The sequence below is a fragment of the Streptomyces sp. NBC_00353 genome (genome assembly GCF_036108815.1).
Taxonomy (GTDB): Bacteria; Actinomycetota; Actinomycetes; order Streptomycetales; family Streptomycetaceae; genus Streptomyces.
Genome location: NZ_CP107985.1, coordinates 4116958 through 4142309, shown reverse-complemented (window position 1 = coordinate 4142309; position 25352 = coordinate 4116958). Strand labels below are relative to the sequence as shown.

The window sequence follows — 25352 nt, the reverse complement described above, 5'->3', positions numbered from 1 at the left end:
CGCTGGGGGTCGTACCGTGCCGGGGTTGGTCATCCGGCCGTGGATGGGCCGGGTGGCGCGGGACCACTGCCGTCGCTCGAGCGCTCGTGCCGCTGAGGGGGCCCCTCATCTGCGGTCGTACGTGTCGTACGCCCCGCGTGGAGGGCTGTCGGGTCGGAGCCGATCGGGCCACCGACCGGGCATCCTCATTCATTTCGCGCCACCGGCACATACAAAATGCTCTCTCGGCGCAATATCACTGTACCCCGGATTCGCGCATGTGTGTTGGGCGAATTCATCGGAACGGTGTGATGTCGGTGGCTGACCAGGCCCTTCCACCCCGTGTCGGGCGGGCTATTCTGCGGTTCATGGAGACGCCTGACAACGCCACTGAAGCCCCCGCACCCACCGGAATCGCCGCCCAGGACTGGGCCACCGCATCGGCGGAACCGCAGTACCGCGCCGCGGTCGTGGATCTGCTGGGGGCGCTCGCATACGGAGAGCTGGCGGCCTTCGAGCGGCTCGCCGAGGACGCCAAACTCGCGCCGACGCTGGCCGACAAGGCGGAGCTGGCAAAGATGGCGTCCGCCGAATTCCATCACTTCGAGCGGTTGACGGACCGGCTGACGGCGATCGACACGGAGCCGACCGCCGCGATGGAGCCTTTCGCGAAGGCACTCGACGACTTCCACCGGCAGACCGCCCCGTCGGACTGGCTCGAAGGCCTGGTCAAGGCGTATGTCGGCGACTCGATCGCCAGTGACTTCTACCGCGAGGTCGCCGCCCGCCTCGACTCGGACACCCGCTCGCTCGTTCTCGCTGTGCTCGACGACACGGGCCACGGCAACTTCGCCGTCGAGAAGGTGCGCGCCGCGATCGAGGCCGACCCGCGCGTCGGTGGCCGGCTCGCCCTGTGGGCCCGCCGGCTGATGGGCGAGGCGCTCTCACAGGCCCAGCGGGTGGTCGCCGACCGCGACGCGCTGTCGACGATGCTGGTCGGCGGGGTGGCCGACGGATTCGACCTGGCCGAGGTCGGGCGGATGTTCTCGCGGATCACCGAGGCGCACACCAAGCGGATGGCCGCGCTCGGACTGGCGGCCTGACCCCGGCCGCTGCCCGCCCCGGACCGGCCGGCCGATCCGGGGCCGGCCTCGTACGAGGTCAGGCCGCCGCTGATCGGCTCAGGCGGCGGCTGCCCGGACGGAGCAGCAGGGAGAGCGTCACCGCCCCGATCAGCACCGCGCCGATCAGGGTGGCCAGGACATGGCCCGGCCCGAGCGCCGAGTGCGTCAGGTACGCGCCGAACAGGGCCCCCAGGGCGCCGGTGGCAAAGACGGTGCGGCGGGACGGGAGCCGACCCGACAGCGAACGGAGCGCCGCCCAGGAGAGGGCGAGTCCGAGCACGACGGAACCGAGGGATTCCCAGATCACAGACGTTCACCTCGCGGGTTGCGGAGGGGGATATCCCCTGCTCGTGGAGCTGTGGGGGCAAATCGGTCGTAGGCGGTCCTACCCGTGGGCCATGGAACGCAACCCTCCTGCGACATTTTTCGCACAGGTGTCGCACAGGCGCCAGTGGCCGTGAGCAGCGGGAAACGACGAAGCGGCCCGGCGGGGATCCCCGCCGGGCCGCTTCTCACTGCCTTGCGTCGAGCGTGCTCCTACAGTGCGCCGAACCCGACCCGCCGCGTGCTCGGTTCGCCGATCTCCACGTAGGCGACCCGGTCGGCCGGCACCAGGACCTTGCGGCCCTTGTCGTCCGTGAGGCTGAGCAGCTGCGCCTTGCCGGTGAGAGCCTCGGCGACCGCGCTCTCGACCTCCTCGGCGGAAAGCCCGCTCTCCAGAACGATCTCCCGGGGTGCGTGCTGCACGCCGATCTTGACCTCCACGGCTATGTCCCTCCGACGGTCAGTCCTCTGCGCGTGAGCCGCGCCGTACCAACCACACATTAGCCCGGTGAGGGGAGCTGTCAGGGGTCGGCGGGCCACGCCCGCAGCGAACAAGGCCGGACGGTCAGTGCTGATCGATGCCGTGCAGCGGGAACCCGGCGATGCCGCGCCAGGCCAGCGAGGTCAGAAGCTGCACCGCCGTGTCGCGCGGGATCGCCGACTGGCTGGACAGCCAGTACCGGGCGACCACCTGGGAGACACCGCCCAGACCCACCGCGAGCAGCATCGACTCGTCCTTGGACAGCCCCGTGTCACCCGCGATGACGTCGGAGATCGCCTCCGCGCACTGCAGCGAGACCCGGTCGACCCGCTCGCGTACCGCCGGCTCGTTCGTCAGGTCCGACTCGAAGACCAGTCGGAAGGCGCCGCCCTCGTCCTCGACGTACGCGAAGTAGGCGTCCATCGTCGCGGCGACGCGCAGCTTGTTGTCCGTCGTCGACGCCAGTGCCGTACGGACCGCCTGCAGCAGCGACTCGCAGTGCTGGTCGAGCAGTGCCAGATAGAGCTCCAGCTTGCCCGGGAAGTGCTGGTAGAGCACCGGCTTGCTGACACCGGCCCGCTCCGCGATGTCGTCCATCGCGGCGGAGTGGTAGCCCTGCGCGACGAAGACCTCCTGCGCGGCGCCCAGCAGCTGGTTGCGTCGGGCGCGGCGAGGCAGGCGAGTGCCCCGCGGGCGCGCCGCCTCTGTCTGCTCGATGGCTGTCACGCCGCCTCCCAAAATTGTGATCGAACGCAGCCGTTGCGTACGCGCTGCGCCGTTCGGCCATCGTACTTTTGAGTAACCCGGGTGCGCGCGGCGCGGACGCAGAATTTCACGGACCGGACCGCTGCGGTAGCCACAGATTCTTCGAACCACACGGCAAAACGGGACGTATCAGCGGTAGTCGTCCTCGTCCTGTGCTACGACGCGGTGCTGGTCGGCCGCATCTGCCTCATTTGCGGTGGCCCGGTCGATGTCCGTCAGCGGATCGTCGCTCTTCTGCTGGAGGTCGGCGTGCTGCTCGACGGCATCCGCCTCGGGCGTCTCCTGGTCCGGTTCGTCCGGCTGAATGTCCTCGAAGGTCTCCGGATCACTGGGGTCGACCGTCATGGTGACTCCCTTCCTTAGCTTCGAGCGTAGGAGCTCCCCCTTCGCGGCGCTATGCGATCTGTGACGGCGAACACACGAACCACGGTGTGATCGTCTCGTAACATTGCCGCATGTCTTCGACCGAGCTGCCGGGAGCCCGCGCCGCTGCTGCCGCGGTGGCCCCCACAGTGAGCCCCGTCCGGGTCGCCGAGGGGGAGAAGCTGCGCTCCGTCGCGCTGCCGGGGCTGACGCTGAACGTCCGCACCCGCCCGCCGGAGCGGTCCGGACTGCCGCCCGCGCTCTATGTGCACGGACTCGGCGGCTCCTCGCAGAACTGGTCGGCGCTGATGTCGTTGCTCCAGGACGTGGTGGACGGCGAGGCGGTCGACCTGCCCGGCTTCGGGGACTCCCCGCCGCCGGACGACGGCAACTACTCGGTCACCGGGCACGCCCGCGCGGTGATCCGGCTCCTCGACGCGGAGGAGCGCGGGCCCGTTCATCTCTTCGGCAATTCACTCGGTGGTGCAGTGGCCACCCGGGTCGCGGCCGTCCGTCCGGACCTGGTGCGCACGCTCACCCTGGTCTCGCCCGCACTGCCCGAGATCCGGGTGCAGTGGCCTGCCGTCCCGACCGCACTGCTCGCCGTTCCGGGTGCCGCATCCCTGTTCTCCCGGCTCAGCAGGGACTGGACCGCGGAAGAACGCACCCGCGGAGTCATGGCACTCTGTTACGGCGATCCGGCACGTGTCTCCGAGGAGGGCTTCCGCGATGCGGTGGCCGAAATGGAGCGACGGCTGGAGCTGCCGTACTTCTGGGACGCGATGACGCGCTCGGCGCGTGGCATTGTCGATGCCTACACGCTGGGCGGGCAGCACGGGCTGTGGCGCCAGGCCGAGCGTGTGCTCGCCCCGACTCAGCTCGTGTACGGCGGACGGGACCAGCTCGTCTCGTACCGGATGGCACGCAGGGCGTCCGCGGCCTTCCGCGATTCGCGGCTGCTGACACTGCCCGATGCCGGGCACGTGGCGATGATGGAGTACCCGGAGGCGGTCGCCCAGGCGTTCCGGGAATTGCTCGACGAACGCGGCGGGAGCTGATCCGGGGCGTGGGACGACATAGCCGAAAGGGCCCTCCACCCAAGGGACCCGAGAGTGATGCCGCCGCGAAGACGGGCGGCGGTCGTGAGGGGCCGCGGCCGGAGCCCGGCAACGGACGGCGCAGGAGGGCGGCCGACGACGGGCACACCCCGTTCCAGGGAGTCCCGCAGGTGCGCGGCGGTCATCCCGAACTGCGTGAACCGGGTGGTGGCTGGGGAGCCGGAACGCGGCAGCGGTACGGCGACTGGCAAGTCCCGGCTCGGGCCGATGCCGGTGGCCAGGGGCCACGGCCGGGGGCATCTCGGCCGGTCTCCCAGCAGCAGCCGATGGTTCGGCGGACGTCGGTGCCGCAGCGCCCTCGGTCGGTGTCCCAGCAGCAGGCGGTCGGCGAGCGGCCGCTGATACCGGGGCCGCGACGGGAGTTCGTCGACGCGTTCGACGTGCCGCCCGCATCGCTCACGCCGCCCGCACCGCGTTCCCCGTCCGCCCCACCGGCCCCGTCGGCCGATCCGTTCGGCTCGGTCGTCGAGTGGGACGAGCGGCCTCCCGGCGGGGACAGGGATGTGGCGCCGGGCAACGCTCCGGACACCAAGGACGGCAAGGGCACCAAGGGCCGTACCTTCACCGGCATTGCGGCCGCCGCGGTGACCACCGTGCTCGCGGTCGTCGTCGCGGGGCAGGTCGCCCATGACGGCAGTGCGCGGGCCGGTGCCTCCGCGCCTACGGGCGTGGACCGGGACGGTGGCCGCGACATCTCCTCCCGCTCGGAAGACCGGCTGACGCCCGCACCGGCCGCGGTCAAGGCCCTTTCGTACGAGCAGAAGATGGCCAAGGGCTATCCGCTCGCCCCGGACCTCCAGGGCTCCGGGCATTTCGAGGTGGTCCCGGGCGGGGCGAAAGCTCCGGGCCGGGGACATAAGTACCGCTATCGGATCGATGTCGAGAAAGGTCTCGGTCTCGATGCCGGGCTTTTTGCCGAGGCCGTCCAGAAAACCCTTAATGACGACCGGAGTTGGGCGCACGACGGCGCCATGACTTTTGAGCGGATCTCCTCGGGCGACCCCGACTTCGTGATCACTCTGGCCAGCCCGGGGACCACCGGCGACTGGTGCAAGAAGTCAGGTCTCGATACGACCGAGGACAATGTCTCGTGCGATTCCGCGGCGACCGAGCGCGTGATGATCAATGCCTACCGCTGGGCGCAGGGGTCGTCGACGTTCGGGCCCGGGAAGCTCTTCGCCTACCGCCAGATGCTGATCAACCATGAAGTCGGCCACCGGCTGGGGCACGACCATGTGACGTGCCGCACGCCGGGTGCACCGGCCCCGGTGATGCAGCAGCAGACCAAATCCCTGGACATCGATGGGATCAAGTGCCGCCCCAACCCCTGGGTATACCCGGCCGGTTGAGCCGGAGCGGGGCGTCGGTCCGGCTTTGCCCGGCCGCCCCTTGATCGCCCCCTGGTGGGGCCCGCGCCCGGGCCGGGAGGGCGACCGTCCGAAATGCTGTCCAGTATCTGAGACCGGCGTCTCGTTCCGCGTTGACATCGCCGATGTGGTCCCGCATATTTCTCGGCATGTCACGCAGCCTTGTCACCTCCGAATGCGCCGCCATTGTGCTGGCGCTCATCGGCGTGACCGGGCACAGCGTCGCCGACATTCACTGTTGCTGACGCCTGCCTGAGCGCGCGTCGGCCCTTTCCCCGAGCCCTGGTCTCGGCCCGAACGGCCCTTCCCGACTGCCGCGCCCCGGCGTTCTCACGTCCGCAGGCGCGGCAGTTTCGGTACTCCGGTCCCCTTTTCACCTTCCGACCGGTTGTCCGCCACCCTCGCTGCAGCCTGCCCGGACCCACCATCCGCTCTTCACCGCAAGCAGCACTCCGAGAGGTCATCTTCCGATGCGTCAACCGTCCGTCATATCGCGCCGCGTGGCAGCGGCCGTCGTGGTTCTCGTCGTGGGTTCGGGCGCCGCCGCGTGCGGGCCCCAGGACAGCAAGGGCAGCGACAGCAGCTCCGGCGCAGCGGGCAAGCCCGCCAAGGGCGGCACCCTCACCGTCCTCAACAGAGCCGCGCAGGAGGACTTCGACCCCGCGCGGCTCTACACCTCCGGCGGCGGCAACGTCCCGTCCCTGGTCTTCCGCACGCTGACCACCCGCAACCGGGAGGCCGGCGCGGCCGGCGCGAAGGTGGTCCCCGACCTGGCGACCGACCTGGGCACGCCCAGCAAGAACGCCACCGTCTGGACGTACACGCTCAAGGACGGCCTGAAGTACGAGGACGGCACCGCGATCACGAGCGCGGACATCAAGTACGGCATCGAGCGCTCCTTCGCTGCCGAACTCTCCGGCGGTGCGCCCTACCTGCGCGACTGGCTGATCGGCGGCGCAGACTACCGGGGTCCGTACAAGGACAAGAAGGGCCTCGCCTCGATCGAGACGCCCGACGCGAAGACGATCGTCTTCCACCTCAACAAGCCGGAGGGCGAGTTCCCCTACCTGGCGACGCAGACCCAGACGACCCCCGTACCGAAGGCCAAGGACACCGGCACGAAGTACGAGAACCACCCCATCTCCTCGGGTCCGTACAAGGTCGTCAAGAACGAGGGCGACGGTGAGCGCCTCGTCCTGGAGCGCAACAAGTTCTGGTCGGCCGCGACCGACGAGGAGCGCAAGGCGTACCCGGACCGGATCGACGTGCGCTCGGGGCTCGACTCGGCCGTCATCAACCAGCGGCTCTCCGCCTCCCGCGGCGCCGACGCCGCCGCAGTCACCACCGACACCAACCTCGGCCCGGCCGAGCTCGCCAAGGTCACCGGCGACAAGAAGCTCGCCGCCCGTGTCGGCACCGGCCACTTCGGCTACACGAACTACATCGCCTTCAACCCGAAGGTGAAGCCGTTCGACAACCCGAAGGTGCGCCAGGCGATCTCGTACGCCGTCGACCGCACCTCGGTCGTCAACGCGGCCGGTGGCTCCTCGCTCGCCGAGCCCGCCACCACCTTCCTGCCGGAGCAGGCGTCCTTCGGCTACAACGCGTACGACGCCTTCCCGGCCGGCAGGACGGGCAACGCGGCCAAGGCCAAGGAGCTGCTGAAGGAGGCCGGTTACGCCAAGGGCCTGACCATCACCCTCACGCACTCCAACGAGAAGAACTTCGCCACCAGCCCGGAGATCGCCACCGCGATCCAGGAGGCGCTGAAGAAGGCCGGGATCACGGTCAAGCTCCAGGGCCTGGAGTCCAACGCGTACTCGGACAAGATCTACAACGTGAAGAGCGAGCCCGGCTTCTTCCTCACCGGCTGGGGCGCCGACTGGCCGTCCGGCGGTCCGTTCCTCGCACCGATCTTCGACGGACGCCAGATCGTCAAGAACGGCTACAACTTCAACGCCTCCCAGCTCGACGACTCCTCCGTCAACAAGGAGATCGACGAGATCAACAAGCTGACCGACCTGAGCGCGGCCGCGAAGCGCTGGGGCGCACTCGACAAGAAGATCGGTGAGCAGGCGGTGACCGTGCCGCTGTTCCACCCCGTCTACAAGCGCCTGTACGGCGAGTCCGTCAAGAACGTCGTCATCAGCGACTGGACCGGTGTACTCGACATCTCGCAGGTCGCGGTCAAGTAACCATGGCCGAAGCTCTACTGGTCAAGGAGGCGGGGGCCGTGCCGGCCCCCGCCTCCGGGGCCTCCTCGTTCTGGCGGCGGCTGCGCGCACGGCGCTCCGCCGCCGTGGCGGCCGTGATCGTCGCCCTCCTGGTCCTGGTCGCGCTCGCCGCCCCGCTGCTGGCGGGCATCGAGGGCCAGGACCCCACCACCTACCACGCGAACCTCGTCGACTCCGCGACCGGCGGTGTACCGCTGGGCTCGTTCGGCGGGATCAGTGCCGACCACTGGCTCGGCGTCGAACCGCTCACCGGCCGCGATCTCTTCGCCCGCGTCGTGTACGGGGCCCGGGTCTCGCTCGGCGTGGCGCTGGCCGCGACCCTGCTCCAGGTGATCATCGGCGTGGTCGTCGGGCTCGCCGCCGGACTCGGCAACCGCTTCGTCGACCAGGCGCTCAGCCGCGTCACCGACATCGTCGTCGCCCTGCCCGTGATGGTGATCGCGCTCGGCGCGCTCGCCGTCGTCCCTGCCGACTTCCCGCGTCCGGTGCTGATCGCCGCGATCGTCGGGCTGGTCGGCTGGTCCGGTATCTCCAAGATCGTGCGCGCCCAGACCCTCGCGCTGAAGTCGCTCGACCATGTGGCGGCCGCCCGGCTCAGCGGCTGGGGCGGCTGGCGGATCGCCCGGCGCGAGCTGCTGCCCGCGCTCGGCGCACCCGTCATCACCTACGCCGTGCTGCTCTTCCCCGGCAACATCGTCGTCGAAGCGGCGCTGTCCTTCCTCGGCGTCGGCATCAAACCGCCCACGCCGTCCTGGGGACAGATGCTCAGCGACGCCGACACCTGGTACCAGGCGGCGCCCACCTATCTGCTGATCCCCGCCCTGCTGATCTTCATCACCGTGCTGGCGCTGACCGTCCTCGGTGAGGGCGTACGCAACGCACTGGACCCGCGCATCGCCTCCCGGCTGCGGATCGGCACCGGACGCAAGAAGGAGGCCGGAGCATGAGCCGGTTCCTGCTGCGGCGCATCGGCGGGGCGCTCTTCGTGCTCCTCGCCCTCAGCGTCGTCGTCTACGCCGCCTTCTATGTCGCCCCGGGCAACGTCGCCCAGATCGCCTGCGGTCCGCGCTGCTCGCCCGCCCAGGTGGCACAGGTCAGCGACCAACTGCGGCTCGGCGACCCGCTGTACCTGCAGTACGCGCACTTCCTCCAGGGGATCTTCGCCGGCCGCGACTACTCGACCGGCACCGGAATCCTGCACTGCCAGGCACCCTGCCTCGGACGCTCCTACCAGAACGACGAGCAGGTCACCCAGATGATCCTGACCAAGCTCCCGGCCACCGCCTCGCTCGCCATCGGCGCCTTCGTGCTGTGGATCGTGCTCGGCGTCGGCACCGGGCTGCTGTCGGTGTGGCGGCGCGGCCGCGCGACCGAGCGGCTCCTCACCGGACTGACCCTGGCCGGCATGGCCACGCCCGTCTTCGTCGTCGGTCTGCTGCTGATCATCGTCTTCTGCTCGGCGCTGCAGCTGCTGCCGTTCCCCGACTACGTACCGCTCACCGAGAACCCGGAACAGTGGGCCTGGAACCTGCTGCTGCCCTGGGTCTCACTGGCCCTGGTATCCGCCGCTCCGTACGCCCGGATGACCCGGGCATCGATGCTGGAGACCCTCGCCGAGGACCATGTGCGCACCTTCCGGGCGTACGGGGTGAGCGAGCGGAAGCTCGTCGGGCGGCACGCGCTGCGCGGCGCGCTCGGCCCCGTGATCGCGCTCGGCGCACTGGACATCGGCTCGATGTTCGGCGGTGCCGTCCTCACCGAGTCGCTCTTCAACATCCCCGGCGTCGGACGCGAACTCGTCGACGCCGTGAAGAACGTCGACCTGCCGGTCGTCGTCGGCCTGGTGCTCGTCACCGGCTTCTTCGTCGTCCTTGCCAATGCCGTCGCGGACATCCTGCAGGCGATGGCCGACCGTCGGGTGGTGCTGGCATGAGTCTGGTCGAGGTCTCCGATCTGACCATCTCCTTCGACGGCGCGGATGGCGTACGGGCCGTGGACGGCCTTTCCTTCACGCTGGAGGAGGGCGCGGCGCTCGGCGTCGTCGGCGAGTCCGGCTCCGGCAAGAGCGCGTCGGCGTACGCCCTGCTCGGGCTCCACCGGGGGACAGGCGCCACGGTCGGCGGCTCGATCCGGGTTGCCGGCGTGGACGTACAGGCGGCGGACGACGCGGAGCTGCGGGCGCTGCGCGGGGCGAAGGCCGCGATGGTCTTCCAGGACCCGCTGTCCTCGCTGGACCCGTACTACGCGGTCGGTGACCAGATCGCCGAGGTCTACCGGGTCCACACACGCGCCTCCGGGCGGGCGGCGCGGGCGCGGGCCGTCGACGTGCTCGACCGGGTCGGGATCCCCGACGCGGCGCGGCGGTCACGGTCCCGGCCGCACGAGTTCTCCGGCGGGATGCGGCAGCGTGCGCTGATCGCGATGGCGCTGGCCTGCGAGCCGCAGCTGCTGATCGCCGACGAGCCGACGACCGCGCTGGACGTCACCGTCCAGGCCCAGATCCTGGACCTGCTGCACACCCTGCGCCGGGAGACCGGCATGGGGCTCCTGCTGGTCACCCACGATGTGGGCGTCGCGGCGGAGAGCGTCGACGAGGTGCTGGTCATGCAGTCGGGCCGGGAGGTGGAGCGCGGGCCGGTCGCCGAGGTGCTCGGCGCGCCCCGGCAGCCGTACACGCGCGAGCTGCTGGCCGCCGTACCGCGGGTGGACGCGAAGCGCCCGGAGCCGGAGCTCGTTCCGGCCGGTCGTGTCGCGGACGCGGGCGAGCCGAGGCTCGACGCCGCCGTGTCCCGCGCTGCGCAGGTGGGCGAGCCGCTGCTCGAAGCCATCGATCTGCGACGCGAATTCGGACGGGGCCGCAGCCGGATGACCGCCGTGGACGGTGTATCGCTCACCGTCCACCCCGGCGAGACACTCGGCATCGTCGGCGAGAGCGGCAGCGGCAAGACGACGCTCGGCCGGATGCTCGTACGCCTCCTCGACCCGACCGCGGGCCGGCTCCACTACCGGGGTACGGAGATCGGATCGCTGTCGGACAAGGCGCTCCGCCCGCACCGGCGCGAGCTCCAGATGGTCTTCCAGGACCCCGTCGCCTCGCTCAACCCGCGCCGCTCGATCGGTGAATCCGTCGCCGATCCGCTGCGCGCGGCGGGCGCACTCGACGACACCCGTGTCCGGGCGCGCGTCCAGGAACTGCTGGAACGCGTCGGCCTCGACCCCGACCGGTACGACCGCTACCCGCACGAGTTCAGCGGCGGCCAGCGCCAGCGCGTCGGCATCGCCCGCGCGCTCGCCGCCGACCCCAAGCTGATCGTCTGCGACGAACCGGTCTCCGCGCTCGACGTCACCACCCAGGCACAGGTCACCGCACTCCTGGCCGAGCTCCAGCGCGAACTCGGCCTCGGACTGGTCTTCATCGCCCATGACCTCGCGGTCGTGCGGCAGGTCAGCGACCGGGTCGCGGTGATGCGGCAGGGCCGGATCGTCGAGCAGGGGAGTGTCGACGAGGTGTACGGGGCGCCCCAGGATCCGTACACCAAGCAGCTGCTGGCCGCCGTGCCCGCCCTCGATCCGGCGCTCGCGGCAGTGCGCCGCGCAGCCCGCAAGGAGCTGGCCGCAGCCTGACCCTGCGTAACCGATCACCCTCATAGCGCGACGGAACGCTACCGGGGCAGGAAAGTTACGACGGTTCACCCCTTTCGGTGGCGCGATGGACAACCGTCCGTCGCGCCACCGGCGTATCCGCTTACGGTCGTCCCGCTGCGAGTCGCCAATCAGACGGCGGCCGTCCACAAAGGGAGATCGGGGGTGTGCTCGTGCGGATCGGACTCCTCACCGACGGTGGTTATCCGTATGCGACCGGTGAGTCCAGACTCTGGTGCGACCGTCTGGTGCGCGGACTGACGCACGAGTTCGATCTCTATGCGCTCAGCCGCTCCGCCGAGCAGGAGGCGCGGGGCTGGGTACAGCTCCCGCCCCAGGTCAGCCGGGTGCGGACGGCGCCGCTATGGATGGCCGACGAGGACATCCTGGGCAGCCATGTCCCCAAGGGGCTGATCGCCCGGCTGGTGACCGGCGGGGGCGGGCGGTCGTACGGACGCCGCGAACGGCGCCGCTTCACGGCGCACTTCACGGCGCTCGCGACATCCATCTGTACGGCGGACGTGACGCGCGACGAAGAGGACGGCGTACGTCGGACGGGTGGCTCCGACACCGCCGACGCGCAGTTCACGGACGGGCTGTACGGACTCGCCGAACTGGCCCGCGAACACGGCGGACTTCCCGCGGCGCTCCGCTCCGAAACCGCAGTCCGCGTACTCGAAGCCGCCTGCCGTGCCCCCGGCACCGGCCGCACCGTCCAGACCGCGACCGTCCCTGACCTCCTCGCCTTCGCCGCGGAGCTGGACCGCGTCCTGCGTCCGCTCTCCCTCGACTGGTACGACGAGGAGAGCCTCGGCGCGGTCGACCTCTGCCACGCCACGTCCGGCGGAGCCGCAGCTCTGCCGGGGCTGTTGGCCAAACGCTTCTTCGGGGTGCCGCTGCTGGTCACCGAGCACGGTGTGCAGCTGCGGGCGCACTACCTCGCCGCGACCGGCACGCCGCTGAGTGCGCCGGTACGCGCCCTGCTCGCCAACTTCCTCGGACGGCTCGCCACCGAGGTGTACCGGCAGGCCGCGCTCATCACTCCGGGCAATACGCACGCCCGCCGCTGGCAGGAGCGGTGCGGCGCCGACCGGGCCAAGCTGCGCACCGTCTACCCCGGCATGGAGGCGGCCCGCTTCGCCGCGCTCGGGGAGAGCGGCGACGACGGAGGACCCGACACGCTGGTCTGGGTCGGCAGGATCGAACCCTCCAAGGACCTGATCGCGCTGCTGCACGCGTTCGTCGAGGTGCGCAGGGCCGAACCCGACGCGCGGCTGCGCATCATCGGCGCACCGGCGCCGTGCGCGGACGGCACCACGTACCTCGCCCAGTGCCGGGCGCTCGCCGCCCAGCTCTTCCCCGACGAGGCCGCCGACGCGCACGCCATCGGTGACAACCCGGTCTCCTTCGAGGACATCGGCGACGCCGAACTGCCCGACCTGGCGGAGGCGTATGCGGCGGGCGGGATCGTGGTCCTCTCCAGCGTCGTCGAAGGCTTCCCGATCAGCCTGGTCGAGGCGATGTTCTGCGGACGTGCCACGGTGTCGACGGACGTCGGCGCCGTCGTCGAAGTCATCGGCGGTACGGGACTGGTGGTGCCGCCGCGCAACCCCCGGGCGCTCGCCGTCGCATGCATCGCGCTGCTGCGTGACCCCGAGCGCCGCGCACGCCTCGGCGCGGCCGCCCGCGCCCGCGCGCTCGAACTCTTCACCGTCGAGCAGAACCTCGCGGCATTTCGCGGCATTTACCTGGAGCTGATCTCGCACTCCCCGGTGCGCAGGGACGCGCATGCGCTGAACGCGGACGGCGCTCCTCGCCCGTTCGCGACCCCGCCGGAGGCCCATGTGCTGGGCAGCTGGACGGCCCCTGTCCCGCCCACGGCCGGGCACACCCCGAGCTGGGCCGCCGAGGGCGCGTGCGCGGGCGCGCGGAGAACGGGGGACGGCGATGTGTGAGCAGGAGACGGACACGAGGGCGGGCCGGCCGGGTGCACCCGCCGGCCGGTCCCGCGGACTTGGCGAAGAACACGGAGGAACCCCCATGGGCGGCCGCCCGACCGAGGCACCTGATGCCTCGGGCACACCGATGCCCGACGCGAGCTGGGACTCCCGCTCGGAGGCCCTGGTCTCCGAGACGCGGGTCGCGGAGATCTCCGCACCGGCTTGGGGCCTGCCCGCATCCGGGCCGGGGTGGGCACCGGCGGTGCCGGGCCTCACCGGGAAGGGGCGCACGTCGGTGGTGCCAGGCCTTTTCGGGAAGGGGCGGCCGGCGTCGTTCATGGGGCACTTCATGGGTCGGGACGGGAGTCCCGACCGGGGCGAAGGGCCGCATGCCCCGGAGGTGGACCCGGCCACGTCCGAGGCGCCGGACGCGGTCGGCGGTCCGGAAGCGGACCACCATCCGACTGCGGAGACCGCGGAGCCGGCTCCGGCCGGAGACCCGCATGCGGCCCCGGACCTGGATCGGACCCCGGCCCCCCACCCACCCCCGCCCACCGACCCCACCCGCCCGCGGAAGGCGACCGTCGCCCCGGACCGCTTCCCCACCGAAGAACCGGAGTCCGGGCCGGAAGCGGCCGAGGCCGAAGTCAAGGCCACGGCCACGGCCGACGCCGCCCCCATCGCCCGCGCCCCCGAGATCGCACACACCCCCGCCGTCTCCGCGCGCAAGCCCACTGCCGCCCGGCGTGGGCCCATCGACCCCGTGAAGACGCTCATGCACCGGCACCGCGATCTCTGCGAACGCGCCGTCGATCCCCTGGAGATCGCCGCCGGGCTCGAAGCCCACGGGGTCACCGACCGCACCGCCGCCCGTTACCGGCACCGCGACGTCTTCTCGCTCGCCGAGGAGCTCTACGCGAGGGTCCCCACGGTCGCGGGTGAGCCCGGTCGCGCGACGGTGCCCGCGCCGATGCGTGACATCGAGACGCGCGCCGCCTGGTCGCTCCGCGCGCTGCTGCCCGGCGCCGCCTGCACCGCGACCGCCGTCGTCCTGAAACTCACCGACGGGGTGCTCGGCGGCGGGGCGCGGCTCACCGTGGCCCTTGTCGGGGGGCTGGTCGCGCTCCTCGGCCTCGGTCTGTGCCTGCGGAGCGGTCCCCTGCACGCCGCCGAAGGACGCTCGTCGGCTGCCGCCCCGGTCTACGGGTCCTGGCTTCTCGGGTATGTCCTGTACGGCGACGCCCTGCTCGACCAGGTTCTCAGCGGCGGCCCCGAAGGACCCTGGGCGATCACCCCCGCACCCCTCCTGGGGCTCGCGCTCGCCGTCGCCCCGGCCGCCTGGTGCGCGCACCTCTTTTCCGTACACGCACAGCGCAAACTCGCCGGCAGCCGCGCACTGGAGGAGTTCGCAGCAGGTGTGCGGCCCCTGCTCTTCGGGACCGTCGCATTCTTCCTGTGCGTCCTCACCGGGCTGCTCTACCTCGCCGACCTCGGATACGGAGGTGGCGGCGTCCCCGTCGCGGCCGCCGCCCTCGGCGTCCTGCTCCTGCTGGCCCGGCTGCTGACCGTCCATGGCTTCCCCGAGCCCGCCACCACCGGACTCGCCGCAGCCTGCGCCGTCGAAGCGGTCGCACCCGCACTGGTCCTGGCCGGGCGGCTGCCCGGCCTGCACTTCGTCGCCCGGCCCGTCGACACCGTCGTAGTGGCGGCCGGCACCGGAGCCGTACCCGCCATCGCCTGCGGCGCAGCCGCGCTCGGGCTGCTGATCCACGCCACCGTCGCTCTCTCCAGGGCCTCCGCCCACACCCGCGCATAACCCCGCACGATCCCGCACGAACCCCGCGGAGCCGACGCCGCGGGTGCCTGTTCCGTAACGCTCGCAACCTCCCCAAGGAGACACCGGACATGACCCCCCAATCCCCCGCACCGGCAGCCCGCCGTCGGCGCGAAGGGGGCACACGATGAGGGTTCTGCTGCTCGGAGCCAATGGATTCCTCGGCCGGTTCGTGGCCGACCGGCTGCTCGCCGACCCCGCCGTGCACCTGACCGCGCTCGGCCGCGGCGACGACGCCGACGTACGGTTCGACCTGGCCGGTGGCAGTCCAGGAGCACTCACCCGCTTCCTGGACGCCGTCCACCCCGGGGTCGTCGTCAACTGCGCGGGCGCCACCCGCGGCGGCGCCCGCGATCTGACCCGACACAACACCGTCGCCGTCGCCACCGTCTGCGAGGCGATGCGCCGCAGCGGCTGCAGCGCCCGTCTCGTCCAGGTCGGCTGCTCCTCTGAGTACGGGCCCTCGCAGCCCGGATCGTCGACCGCGGAGGACGCCCTGCCGCGCCCCGGCGGCCCGTACGGCGTCTCCAAGCTCGCCGCCACCGAACTCGTCCTGGGCTCCGGCCTCGACGCGGTCGTGCTGCGGGTCTTCTCGCCGGTCGGCCCCGGCACCCCGGCCGGCTCACCGCTGGGCCGGCTCGCCGAGGCGATGCGCCGTGCCATGCAGTCGGGCGACGGCGAGCTGAAGCTCAGTGGCCTCGGAGTGCAGCGCGACTTCGTCGACGTACGGGATGTCGCCCGCGCCGTGCACGCCGCCTCGCTCTCCGCCGCGCAGGGCGTCGTCAACATCGGTACCGGCCGGGCCGTGCGGCTGCGCGACGCGGCCGCCGTGCTCGCCAAGGTCGCGGGTTACCCGGGTGCCCTGCACGAGCTCGACACACCCCCCGCCCGGCTCCCCATCGGCGCCCCCCGCACCTCCGCCGAGTCCGTCATCGAACACCTCTCGGCGACCCCGTCCCCGTACCCGGACGGCTGCGGGGCCTGGCAGCAGGCGGACGTCCGCACCGCCCGCGACCGGCTCGGCTGGCGCCCCCGGATCAATCTGGAGGAGTCCCTCGCCGACATCTGGATGGAGGCGGCATGCCGCATCTGACCAGCGCCGGTACCGCCCGCCGGACCAGTGGCACCGAGCAGCTCGGCTTCGGCGTCCCGGGGTACGCGCACCCGCTGCTCGCGCCCACCGAATGGGCCGAGCTGACCCGCTCCGGCACTCCGCTGCACTGGGCGGTCCTCAACATCGACAGCGGCCCCGGCGCCCGGCCCGACCCGCACTGTCTGGAGGCCGCGGGCCGGCTCCGCAACGCTCGCGAACGGGCCGTGCACGACGGGGCTGCGCAGGACGCCGTCCGGGCGGGCGGCGGCCTGCTGCTGGGCCATCTCGACCTGACCTTCGGCAACCGGCCGTTCGGCGAGCTGATCGCCGACGCGCAGTCCTTTCTCGACTGGTACCGCGTCGACGGCTTCTACCTCGACCGGTGTCCGGCGGAGCGCGCCGACCTTCCGGCGGTCCGCCGGATCACCAGCACACTCGCCGCGCTCCTGGAGGAGAGCGAGGACAGCAAGGACGGAGGGGACGAAGCGGCCGGGAGCGGTCTGCTGGTGCTGGGGCACGGGACCCACCCGTATCCCGGCTATGCCGAGACGGCCGACCAGCTGGTCACCTTCTCCGGGGCGTGGACCGACTACCGCTGGTCACAGGTGGCGGAGTGGACCGCGGACTACCCACCGGAACGCTTTGCGCACTTCGTGCACGGCGTCCCGCGCACCCACCTCGACGAAGCCATGCGGATCGCCCGCTGGCAGGGGGCCGGGACGATCTTCTTCACCGACCGCACGATCCGCACCGACCATGGTGGACAAACCGATCCATTCGCGGCGCTGCCCGGGTACTGGGACGAAATCGTCTCGCGGATCGGACCTGGTATCTCGGAATGAGGAGGGGCGTGGCAGTGTTGCGGGTGAACAACCGTACGTAGATGAAGTACGTAGAAACCGACCACCTGCATTGTTGAGGTTCCTGTGTCGCTGCCACCCCTGGTCGAGCCAGCTGCTGAGCTCACCGTCGACGAGGTCCGCAGGTACTCCCGCCACCTGATCATCCCGGATGTCGGGATGGACGGACAGAAGCGGCTGAAGAACGCGAAGGTGCTCTGTGTCGGCGCCGGCGGTCTCGGCTCGCCGGCCCTGATGTACCTGGCTGCGGCCGGTGTCGGCACGCTCGGCATCGTGGAGTTCGACGAGGTCGACGAGTCGAACCTGCAGCGCCAGATCATCCACAGCCAGGCCGACATCGGCCGCTCCAAGGCCCAGTCCGCCAAGGACTCGGTCCTGGGCATCAACCCGTATGTGAATGTTGTCCTTCACGAAGAGCGGCTCGAAGCCGAGAACGTGATGGAGATCTTCGCCCAGTACGACCTGATCGTGGACGGCACGGACAACTTCGCCACCCGCTATCTGGTCAACGACGCCGCGGTGCTGCTGAACAAGCCGTACGTGTGGGGTTCGATCTACCGCTTCGACGGCCAGGCGTCCGTCTTCTGGTCGGAGCACGGTCCCTGCTACCGCTGCCTCTACCCGGAGCCGCCGCCCCCCGGCATGGTCCCGTCCTGCGCCGAGGGCGGCGTGCTGGGTGTGCTCTGCGCATCCATCGGCTCCATCCAGGTCAACGAGGCCATCAAGCTGCTCGCCGGCATCGGTGACCCGCTGGTCGGCCGGCTGATGATCTACGACGCCCTGGAGATGCAGTACCGCCAGGTCAAGGTCCGCAAGGACCCCGACTGCGCGGTCTGCGGCGAGAACCCCACCGTCACCGAGCTCATCGACTACGAGGCCTTCTGCGGCGTCGTGTCCGAGGAGGCCCAGGAGGCGGCGCTCGGCTCCACGATCACTCCGAAGCAGCTCAAGGAGTGGATCGACGCCGACGAGAAGATCGAGATCATCGACGTCCGCGAGCCGAACGAGTACGAGATCGTCTCGATCCCCGGCGCGAAGCTGATCCCGAAGAACGAGTTCCTGATGGGCAACGCCCTGCAGGACCTCCCGCAGGACAAGCGCATCGTCCTGCACTGCAAGACCGGTGTCCGCAGCGCCGAGGTCCTCGCGGTCCTCAAGTCGGCGGGCTTCGCCGACGCGGTGCATGTCGGCGGCGGCGTGATCGGCTGGGTCAACCAGATCGAGCCCGAGAAGCCGGTGTACTGAGCCGCTGTACCGAGCCTCAGTACGGGGGCTGAACGCTTCGAAGGGGCCGGTCCGCACTGCGCGGGCCGGCCCCTTCGTCGTATCCGTCGACCTGTTCTACGAGCAGGTCCTGCCGTTCGCCGGAACCTTCCCGTCCAGGAAGTACGCGTCCACGGCCGACGTCACACACGGGCTCTCGCCGTATGCGCCGTGACCCTCGCCCTTGTTGGTGAGCATGACGCCGACGCCCTTGCCCAGCTCGTCCGCCATCTTCTGGGCACCCTCGTAGGGCGTCGCCGGGTCACCGGTCGTCCCGACGACCAGGATCGGACCGGCGCCCGGAGCACTCGCCTCCGGGGTGTCGTGCTCACCCTTCACCGGCCAGTCGGCACACCAGCCGGCCGTGTCCCACGCCAGGAACGGGCCGAAGACCGGGGACAGCTTCCGGAACTCGGGCAGCAGCGCCTTCGCGTTGCCCGCCGTCGGCCGGAGCCTGCTGTCCGCGCAGGAGATGGCGCGCTGCGAGTGGCTCTGGGTGTCGTAGTGCCCGTTCTTGTCACGGCCGTTGTAGGAGTCGGCGAGCTGGAGGAGGAGATTGCCGGTGCCCTGGTTCTCGGCCTCGTCCAGCGCCTGCGTCAGAACGGGCCAATTGCTCTTGGAGTAGAGCGGCGTCACGATGCCGGTGATCGCCAGCGTCTCGTTGAGCTTGCGGCCCGAGCCGGTCGGCAGCGGCTTCCCGTCGATCCGCTCCAGCAGCCGGGCGATGCGCCGGGTGCCCGCCTTCGGGTCCTGGCCACGGTCCTTGAGGTAGTTCTCCAGCGCCCGCTGGAAGCCGGTCGCCTGGTTGCGGGCGTGCCCGATCGTGTCGGCGGTCGGATCGACGACCGCGTCGAGGACCGTGCGTCCCACATTCTTCGGGTAGAGATGCGCGTACGTACCGCCGAGCTCCGTACCGTACGAGATGCCGAAGTACGTGAGCTTCTTGTCGCCGAGCACTTCGCGGATCAGATCCATGTCCCGCGCGGCGTTTGTCGTACCGACGTACGGGAGGACCTTGCCCGAGCTGCGCTCGCAGCCGGCGCCGAAGTCCGCGCCGTCCTTCATGAACGCCGCCTCCTCCGCAGCCGTGTCCGGAGTCAGGTCGACATTCCGGTTGGCGACCTCCTGCTCCTGGTCGCTGCGGCACTTGACCCCGGAGCTGCCCGCGACCCCGCGCGGGTCGAAACTCACCAGGTCGTAGCGGGTGTTGAGGTTCGCGTACGATCCGGCGGCGCGCGGCAGTATCGAGACGCCCGAGCCGCCGGGGCCGCCGAAGTTGAACAGCATCGAGCCCAGCCGACGGCCCTTGTCGCGGGCCTCCTTGCGGATCAGCGCGATCCCGATCGTGTCGCCGGTCGGCTCGGCGTAGTCCAACGGCACCTTGACCGTCGCGCATCTCCAGCCGGACGCCGGTGCGCTCTCGCCTCCGACTGCCTTGCAGCGGTTCCAGACCGGCCGCTGGGAGGTGAGGGCCGCCGGCAGGGTGGGCAGCGCGCCCGGCTTCCCGTCCGATCCGCCGGACGCCCCGGTGGACGAGGGTGTCGCGCTGCGGCCCGCCTTGCCGTCCGCCTTCGCGTCCGAGCCCCCGTCGCAGCCCGCGAGCACCCCCGTCAGCAGCAGCGCGGCAGCGGCCAGAGCCCCGGCGCGAGCATGGTGAACCACCTGTACGTCCCTCCCCGTTGTGCCTGTACGTACGGCGTGCGACGCGTGCTATTTGTCGCTGCCGCCAGCCCCTGAGCCACAGACAGTACCGGCCGCCGGGACTTTGCCGTCCAGCAGATAGTCGCCCACCGTCTTCTGCACACAGGCGTCGCCGGTGTTGTACGCGCCGTGCCCCTGGCCCTTGTACGTCATCTCGACCCCGACGCCCTTGCCCAGTGCGTCGGCCATCGCCTTCGCACCCTTGTACGGTGTCGCCGGGTCTCCCGTGTTGCCGACGACCAGGATGGGGGGCGCGCCGGGGGCGCTGACGTCCGGGGTGTCCCAGGCGCCCTGCACCGGCCAGCCGGTGCACGCCATCAGACCCCAGCCCAGATAGTCGCCGAAGATCGGCGACGCCTTCTGGAACTCCGGGAGCCTCGCCTTCGTCTCGTCGACGCTGAACCGCTGCTTGGTGTCGACGCAGTTGATGGCCGTGTTGGCGGCCGTCGAGTTGTCGTAACGACCGTCGTCGGAGCGGCCGTTCAGCGAGTCGGCAAGGGCCAGGAGCAGCGCGCCGTTCCCGCCGTCCGCCTCGTCGAGCCCTTCCTCCAGCAGCGGCCAGGTCTCCCGGGAGTAGAGGGCGGCCGCGATACCGGTGATTGCCTGGGACTGCGTCAGCTGCCGCGTGCCGAGCCCCGTGATCGGCTTCTTCTCCAACCGCTGGAGAAGGTCGGCGATCCACAGCTCGACCTCCTTCCCGGTGGAACCGGGGAGCTTGCAGGCGGCGCCGCGGTTCACGCAGTCCGCGGTGAAGTTCTCCAGGGCCAGCTGGAAGCCCTGCGCCTGGCCGAGGGAGGACTGTTCGGAGTCCTCGGTCGGGTCGACGACCGCGTCGAGCACCGCCCTGCCGACGCTCTTCGGGAACAAGTGGGCGTAGACGCCGCCCAGTTCGGTGCCGTAGGAGAAACCGAGGTAGTGCAGCTTCTCGTCGCCGAGCACCTGGTGCATCAGATTCATGTCGCGGGCGGCGTTGACGGTGCCGACGTAGGGGAGTTCGGAGCCGGAGTTCTTCTTGCAGGCCGCCACATACTCCTTCTGCTGGTTGACGTAGGCCTGCACCTCGGCGGCGTCGTCAGGGGTGAGGTCGCTCTCGAAGCGCGCGTCGAGCTGCTTGTCGTTCTCGCATTTCACGCCCTCGCTGCGGCCGACCCCGCGTGGGTCGAAGCTCACCAGGTCGTATCGGGTTCGGAGCTTGTCGTACGTGGTGCCGAATTCAGGCAGCGTGGCGACGCCGGAGGCGCCGGGGCCGCCGAAGTTCATGATGAGTGAGCCGATCCGTTTGCTCGGGTTGCTGGCCTTGGCGCGGATGAGCGCCAGTTTGATCGTGTCGCCGTCCGGCTTCGCGTAGTCGAGCGGGACCTTCATGAAGGAGCACTCCCAGGCGGTGCCGCCGGGGAGCGGGGTGGGGGCGGTGCCGCCGCCCTGTGCCGCGGAAGGGGCGGGACAGGGCTTCCACTCCAGCTTCTGGGAAGCCAGGTCGGCCGGCACCGACGTGTCGGCGGCGTTCGCCGGGTGCGGAGAGTTCTGGGTGCGGTCCGTGTCGGCCGCACCGTCGCCGCTGTCCGAACAGGCGGTGAGGGGCAGCAGAACGGTCACGGTTGCGGCGAGGGCCGCGGCGCGCAGGGCAGGGGGGGTCCTCATTGCTCCATCGTGCGATGGGGTGCCGGACCGCGCGCGGGACGCCGGTCCAAGCGGGTGGCGGCGGGGCCCGGAGACCGGATCCGTGAGCCGGGACAGCCCTCGCTAGAGAGCGTCCTTGCGGGTGAGATGGTTGAAGCAGAGCCAGCCGGGAAGGACCGGCAGCCACAGCGTCATCAGCCGGAACAGCAGCACGGCAGGCGCCGCGACCTCCTTCGGCAGTCCGACCGCGATCAGCCCCAGCGTCAGCGCACCCTCGACCGCGCCCATACCGCCGGGGGTCGGCGCCGCCGAACCCAGCGCGTTGCCGGCGAGGAAGACCACCGCGATGCTCGCGTAGCTGAGCTGCGGTACGTCGGGACCGCTGAACGCCCGGATCGACGCATCCAGACACATCACGAACAGGCCGGTCAGCAGCAGCATGCCGCCGATGCCGGTGAGCAGCTTCTGCGGCCGCTGCACCACGTCGAGCATGCGCGGTACGACTCCGGCGAACAGCGACCGTACCCGCGTCACCACGAACTTCCGCAGGAACGGGATCGCGGTCACCACCAGCACCAGCACCGCGACGGTCAGCAGCCCCGCGATCACCGTCCTGGACGGGGTGAGCGACGACGGGGTCTTCTCGGTACCGGTCAGATAGCCGAACGCGCCCAGCAGCAGCACATGGCAGCCGAGCCCGAACAGCTGCGAGGCGCCGACACTCGCGACGGCCAGCCCCGGGCGCACCCCGGAACGCTGCAGGAACCGGGTGTTCAGCGCCACCCCACCGACCGCGGGCGGCGCGACGATCTTCACGAACGAGCCGGCCACCTGCGCCAGCACGGTCTTGCCGAACGGCACCCGCTCCGGCACGAACCCCAGCAGGCTCATCGCGGCCGCGATGTAACTCAGCGCCGAGAACCCGAGCGCCGCCGCCACCCAGCCCCACTCCGCCTGCTCGACGACCGCACCGAAGTCGGCCTCCGTGACCTGGGAGATCAGGAAGTACGCGGCGATGGCACCGGCGATGAAGCTGAGCAGGGTGCGCGGCTTGATCCGCTCCAGCCGCACCGGTTCGACGGGCGCCTGCGGCCGGATCAGCAGCACCTGGCGGCGGATCTGAGTCAGCAGATCCTCCTCGCGGGCCTCGTCCAGGGCATCGTCTATCGCCCGCTTCTCGGCGCGCTTCTCCGCCTGCTTCTCATTACGGAGCGCCTTGCGGTCGGCGGGGACCGAGGGGACCCCTTCCGCCTCCGATACCTCGGACTCCTGGGCCTTGGCACGCTTGGCGGCGTCCGACGCTTCGAGTACCGCCTCCCGCTCCCGCTGGGACCGCTCCCGGGCGAGCCTGCGCAGCGCCGCCCGGGTGGAGCGGCTGAGCGCGATCGGCTGGAGCAGCGGCAGACAGTCGGCGACGGCGTCGGGACCGAGTACTTCGAGCGCGGCCGCGACGGCCCGCTCGGCGCCCACCCGCAGACCGGTGGTGGTGAGCAGCTGGGCGATGTCCATCCGCAGCACCAGATCACCGGCCGCGATCTCCCCGCCGCGCAGATCGGTGACGAACACCGTGCCGGAAGGCTCCACCAGGATCGCGTCGCCGGTGAGTCTGCGGTGCGCGATCCGCCGCGACTGGAGCGCCTTCACCTGCCGCCAGGCACCGCGCACCAGATCGTCGGTGATCTCCACGTCCTCGAGCGCGTCGAGCGAACGTCCGCCGATGTGCTCGTACACCAGCATCACGGCGTCGGGACCGAGCTCGGAGGTGGCGATCAGTTTGGGGGCGTTGGCCCCGGCGGCGATCGCCGCGTACGCGAGAAGCGCCTCCTGCTCCAGGGCCTGGCGCAGCGACTGGATGGAGCGGCGCTGGGTGATGGCCCGCAGGGTGAGCCTGCGCCATACCCGGTAGAAGAAGCCCTGCGCCTGCTGTTCCCGGTCGACGACCGTCACATCCAGCGGTGGACCGTCCTCGAGGGAGACCAGATAGCGGCGGCCCCGGTCGCTCTGGTCGCCGGAGTCGGGGGCGTCGTCGGCGCGCATCGCGGTGACCGGGCGGAAGCCGACGTGGCGCAGACCGGCCATCAGGTGCTGACCGGTCGGCCGGACGTTCGGCGAGCCGACCGCGTACAGCGTGCCGTAGGCCACGGTCCAGCCGATCAGCACGGTCAGGATGATCGAGAACGGTGTCGTATAGCCGCCGACCAGCATGGCGAAGGCGTCGAGCAGCAGCACCACCCACAGCACGACCCGCCAGCGCGGCCGTCTCGCCATGCCGACCGCCGTCATATAGGCGATGACGGGCGCGAGATAGCCGTGGACGGGATCGGTGAGCGCAGCACCGGGCTGCGGCTGGGTGAGGGCGTCCTGAATGGTGCCGGAGGCGGACTTGGCCACCCACAGGTCGGTGGCGAGCGTCACCCCGTGCGCGAGCACGGCGGCAAGAACCCCGTCGGCGATCCGCAGCCCGTCGCGTTTGATCAGCCGCTCGATGGCGAAGGCGACGGGCACGAGCAGCACGGCGATGCTGGAGACCAGACCGGCGATCTTGATGAGGACGTCGGGCGCCTGGTCGGTGCCCTTGTTGATGTCGTTCTCGAGACCGGTCGTGGTGCCGTGGGCGAACGCGGCGATGGAGAACAGGACGGCGATCGCCAGAACGCCGACGAGGAGCCGCATGAGGTCGGAGGGGCGGTGCACGCGCGCCGGGAGCAGCGGTTCGTCCCCGGAGACACGGTCGGCTTCTTCGGCCGCGCGGACGGTGGAGAGGGTGGAGCCGACCAGATGGTGCGGGCGGGCCTGCTGCGCAGGCTCCTGGCCGTGCCCCTGCTTCAGCTCGCGCTCCGTCTCGGATGACGGCCTCTGCTCCGGTGCCGGCTTCCGCTCCGGAGCCTGAGCCCGGTCCTGGCCTTCTTCCGGGCGCGGCTCGGCATCAGAGGCGTCCGCCGCCTTCGGTGGCTGCACGCCCTGCTCCTTCGTCGCCTCTGATTGGTCTTCGTGTTCTCGTATCACCGGTCACCGCCCGCATGATGGTGGCACGGCCTGGAGACAGAGGGGGGCATCAGGGTGCATTGCACGGTCGCGCGAGGGGCAACATACGCTCCTTTGCTCCTGTGTGCACACTCGGTGACCGGATGGATACGCAGCGGTCGCTCGCGATCCGGGCCGGGCTGTCGGTGGCGTACGGCACCATGGGTCGGATGAGCGAACACCGGACGAGCGACGACGGCGCGAGGGACGAACGGGTGCCCGATGAGCTGCCCGAGTACGCGGAGCGCGTGCTCGATGTCGCCGACCTGATCCCACCCGGCCGTGTCATGACGTACGGCGATATCGCGGAGTGGCTGGGCGAGGGCGGGCCGCGCCAGGTCGGCCGGGTCATGGCGCTGTACGGCGGTGCGGCGCCGTGGTGGCGTGTGGTGCGCTCCGACGGGGCGCTGCTGCCCGGCCACGAACTGCAGGCGCTGGACCACTACCGCGAGGAGAGCACCCCGCTGCGCGAGGCGTCGCGCAGCGCGGAGGGCCACATACCGCGCCTCGACATGAAGCGCGCACGGTGGGACGGCGTGACCGGCGGCGGTCACGGCGGGGCCGAGGGCAAGGACGGAGCTGCTCACACCTGACAGCTTCCGCCATTCGGTCCCACGACG

At 70.9% G+C, this 25352-nt stretch carries 21 protein-coding genes; 14 read left to right on the top strand and 7 right to left on the bottom strand.

The window, feature by feature from the left end; all coding sequences use genetic code 11:
* Positions 1-347: 347 nt before the first annotated feature.
* The gene (locus tag OHA88_RS18625; RefSeq protein WP_030915437.1) at positions 348-1082 is read left to right on the top strand and encodes a ferritin-like fold-containing protein; all 735 of its coding nucleotides are present in this window, start codon (positions 348-350) and stop codon (positions 1080-1082) included.
* A gap of 58 nt (positions 1083-1140) precedes the next feature.
* Here OHA88_RS18625 and OHA88_RS18620 read toward each other — a convergent pair whose 3' ends face one another.
* The 4 genes from OHA88_RS18620 to OHA88_RS18605 all read right to left on the bottom strand — a co-directional run bounded on the left by OHA88_RS18620 (position 1141) and on the right by OHA88_RS18605 (position 3018).
* Positions 1141-1410 (bottom strand): hypothetical protein, encoded by a 270-nt coding sequence (locus tag OHA88_RS18620; protein ID WP_267002147.1) that lies wholly within the window; start codon positions 1408-1410, stop codon positions 1141-1143.
* A gap of 230 nt (positions 1411-1640) precedes the next feature.
* Positions 1641-1868, bottom strand: coding sequence for a DUF3107 domain-containing protein (locus OHA88_RS18615; RefSeq protein WP_030915442.1), 228 nt, complete (start codon positions 1866-1868; stop codon positions 1641-1643).
* Positions 1869-1992: 124 nt separating this feature from the next.
* Positions 1993-2634, bottom strand: a complete 642-nt coding sequence (locus OHA88_RS18610; RefSeq protein WP_030915445.1) for a TetR/AcrR family transcriptional regulator — start codon at positions 2632-2634, stop codon at positions 1993-1995.
* A 168-nt stretch (positions 2635-2802) separates the two neighbouring features.
* Positions 2803-3018: a hypothetical protein gene (locus OHA88_RS18605; RefSeq protein WP_267002143.1), complete on the bottom strand. Its 216-nt coding sequence runs from the start codon at positions 3016-3018 to the stop codon at positions 2803-2805.
* Positions 3019-3128: 110 nt separating this feature from the next.
* Here OHA88_RS18605 and OHA88_RS18600 point away from each other — a divergent pair, with 110 nt between their 5' ends.
* The 12 genes from OHA88_RS18600 (at position 3129) to moeZ (ending at position 18369) form a co-directional block, all read left to right on the top strand.
* The gene (locus tag OHA88_RS18600) at positions 3129-4094 is read left to right on the top strand and encodes an alpha/beta fold hydrolase (RefSeq protein ID WP_328626345.1); all 966 of its coding nucleotides are present in this window, start codon (positions 3129-3131) and stop codon (positions 4092-4094) included.
* 8 nt (positions 4095-4102) lie between these two features.
* Positions 4103-5503 carry a DUF3152 domain-containing protein gene (locus tag OHA88_RS18595; protein WP_328626344.1) on the top strand — a complete coding sequence of 467 codons (1401 nt, stop codon included), beginning with the start codon at positions 4103-4105 and terminating at the stop codon, positions 5501-5503.
* 167 nt (positions 5504-5670) lie between these two features.
* Complete coding sequence (locus OHA88_RS18590) at positions 5671-5766, top strand: Ms4533A family Cys-rich leader peptide (RefSeq protein WP_313939076.1); 96 nt, start codon at positions 5671-5673, stop codon at positions 5764-5766.
* Between the two features lie 225 nt (positions 5767-5991).
* On the top strand, positions 5992-7716 hold the full coding sequence (locus OHA88_RS18585) for an ABC transporter substrate-binding protein (RefSeq protein ID WP_328626343.1): 1725 nt from the start codon (positions 5992-5994) through the stop codon (positions 7714-7716).
* 2 nt (positions 7717-7718) lie between these two features.
* Positions 7719-8702 (top strand): ABC transporter permease, encoded by a 984-nt coding sequence (locus OHA88_RS18580; protein ID WP_328626342.1) that lies wholly within the window; start codon positions 7719-7721, stop codon positions 8700-8702.
* A complete protein-coding gene (locus tag OHA88_RS18575) occupies positions 8699-9688 on the top strand; it encodes an ABC transporter permease (RefSeq protein ID WP_030969654.1) in 990 nt (329 codons plus the stop codon). The genes OHA88_RS18580 and OHA88_RS18575 overlap by 4 nt, the downstream gene beginning before the upstream one ends.
* Positions 9685-11379 (top strand): ABC transporter ATP-binding protein, encoded by a 1695-nt coding sequence (locus OHA88_RS18570; RefSeq protein ID WP_328626341.1) that lies wholly within the window; start codon positions 9685-9687, stop codon positions 11377-11379. The genes OHA88_RS18575 and OHA88_RS18570 overlap by 4 nt, the downstream gene beginning before the upstream one ends.
* A 191-nt stretch (positions 11380-11570) precedes the next feature.
* Positions 11571-13352, top strand: a complete 1782-nt coding sequence (locus OHA88_RS18565; protein WP_328629729.1) for a DUF3492 domain-containing protein — start codon at positions 11571-11573, stop codon at positions 13350-13352.
* 322 nt (positions 13353-13674) lie between these two features.
* A complete protein-coding gene (locus tag OHA88_RS18560; RefSeq protein WP_443044376.1) occupies positions 13675-15153 on the top strand; it encodes a hypothetical protein in 1479 nt (492 codons plus the stop codon).
* 145 nt (positions 15154-15298) lie between these two features.
* Entirely contained in the window at positions 15299-16264 is a 966-nt protein-coding gene (locus OHA88_RS18555) for an NAD-dependent epimerase/dehydratase family protein (RefSeq protein WP_328626340.1), read from the top strand.
* The gene (locus tag OHA88_RS18550; RefSeq protein ID WP_328626339.1) at positions 16252-17106 is read left to right on the top strand and encodes a spherulation-specific family 4 protein; all 855 of its coding nucleotides are present in this window, start codon (positions 16252-16254) and stop codon (positions 17104-17106) included. Before OHA88_RS18555 ends, OHA88_RS18550 begins: the two co-directional genes overlap by 13 nt.
* 84 nt (positions 17107-17190) lie before the next feature.
* Complete coding sequence (gene moeZ / locus OHA88_RS18545; RefSeq protein ID WP_093772733.1) at positions 17191-18369, top strand: adenylyltransferase/sulfurtransferase MoeZ; 1179 nt, start codon at positions 17191-17193, stop codon at positions 18367-18369.
* 96 nt (positions 18370-18465) lie between these two features.
* Here moeZ and OHA88_RS18540 read toward each other — a convergent pair whose 3' ends face one another.
* The 3 genes from OHA88_RS18540 to OHA88_RS18530 all read right to left on the bottom strand — a co-directional run bounded on the left by OHA88_RS18540 (position 18466) and on the right by OHA88_RS18530 (position 24666).
* Positions 18466-20049, bottom strand: a complete 1584-nt coding sequence (locus tag OHA88_RS18540; protein ID WP_328626338.1) for an alpha/beta hydrolase — start codon at positions 20047-20049, stop codon at positions 18466-18468.
* 48 nt (positions 20050-20097) lie between these two features.
* The gene (locus OHA88_RS18535) at positions 20098-21729 is read right to left on the bottom strand and encodes an alpha/beta hydrolase (RefSeq protein ID WP_328626337.1); all 1632 of its coding nucleotides are present in this window, start codon (positions 21727-21729) and stop codon (positions 20098-20100) included.
* A gap of 102 nt (positions 21730-21831) precedes the next feature.
* Positions 21832-24666, bottom strand: a complete 2835-nt coding sequence (locus OHA88_RS18530; RefSeq protein WP_328626336.1) for a lysylphosphatidylglycerol synthase domain-containing protein — start codon at positions 24664-24666, stop codon at positions 21832-21834.
* A gap of 236 nt (positions 24667-24902) precedes the next feature.
* On the opposite strand from OHA88_RS18530, the gene OHA88_RS18525 reads away from it, so the two are divergent.
* Positions 24903-25325 carry an MGMT family protein gene (locus OHA88_RS18525; protein WP_328629727.1) on the top strand — a complete coding sequence of 141 codons (423 nt, stop codon included), beginning with the start codon at positions 24903-24905 and terminating at the stop codon, positions 25323-25325.
* Positions 25326-25352: the final 27 nt, after the last annotated feature.